General features: G+C 68.2%; 1 protein-coding gene. It reads right to left on the reverse strand.

Going from position 1 to position 790, the window contains the following annotated elements:
* Window positions 1–79: 79 nt before the first annotated feature.
* The gene (locus tag K7G60_RS38605; protein ID WP_225805632.1) at window positions 80–643 is read right to left on the reverse strand and encodes a hypothetical protein; all 564 of its coding nucleotides are present in this window, start codon (window positions 641–643) and stop codon (window positions 80–82) included.
* Between the last annotated feature and the right edge of the window lie 147 nt (window positions 644–790).

Below are 790 nucleotides of genomic sequence, written 5' to 3' on the forward strand. Positions count from 1 at the left end.
CGCGGCTACGTCTTCCTCGGCACCGCCATAGCGGCAGCCCTTGCTGTCTGGCTCCGAACGTGATCAGTCGGACAAAATCCTAGTGGTGGTCGAGCCAGCGGCGTGCCGCCACGCTCAGCGGCAGGTCGTTCGGATCGCCCATGTCATCCATGGAGCCGTCCGTCAGCCCCTCCGCCCAGTGGCGGAGGACATGCGAACGGTGCGGCGCCTTCAGCACCGAGGTGCTGATCGCGTGCTCCCACGTCGTGGCGAAGCACAGCACGTTCCCGTCGAGCGACAGCATGCTGAACTCGGGCCGGTAGGGGGCGCTGCCGAGCAGCCCGTCAGCGCCCTTGCCCATGATGTCCCACTCGCTCTGCAGCTCGACGCAGTGCCATCGCGAGAGGCGGTCCCGGCCGGGGCTGAGGGCGATCAGGAACCTGCGGTCGGTCTCGGAGAAGAGTCCTCCTTCGACCGCCAGCCGGTACCAGTCGGCGTTCGCCTTCTCCTGGAGGAGCGGATCGAGGAAGTCCCTCAAGACCTCGACGCGCCCGTCCTCGGACGGGACGCTCGGCGCCTGTCCGATGACGGTGGGCGGAACGAGCCCGTCGGGCGCGGTCCACTCCTCCACGATGCGCAGCCCCGCCGCGGTGAGAGACTTCATAAACCCCATCATGCAGTCTCCGCTGATCAGCACGCGGGGCAGGGCGGTGCTTGGGTTCGCGTCTGGGCCGTTGCCGCCCGTTGCGGCAGACGCGGCTATGCGTTCCTCGGTACCACCATCGCAGCGATTGGGGTCATCCCGCTCCGG

It is taken from the genome of Streptomyces sp. NK15101 (genome assembly GCF_020400725.1).
In the GTDB taxonomy this organism is placed as follows: Bacteria; Actinomycetota; Actinomycetes; order Streptomycetales; family Streptomycetaceae; genus Streptomyces.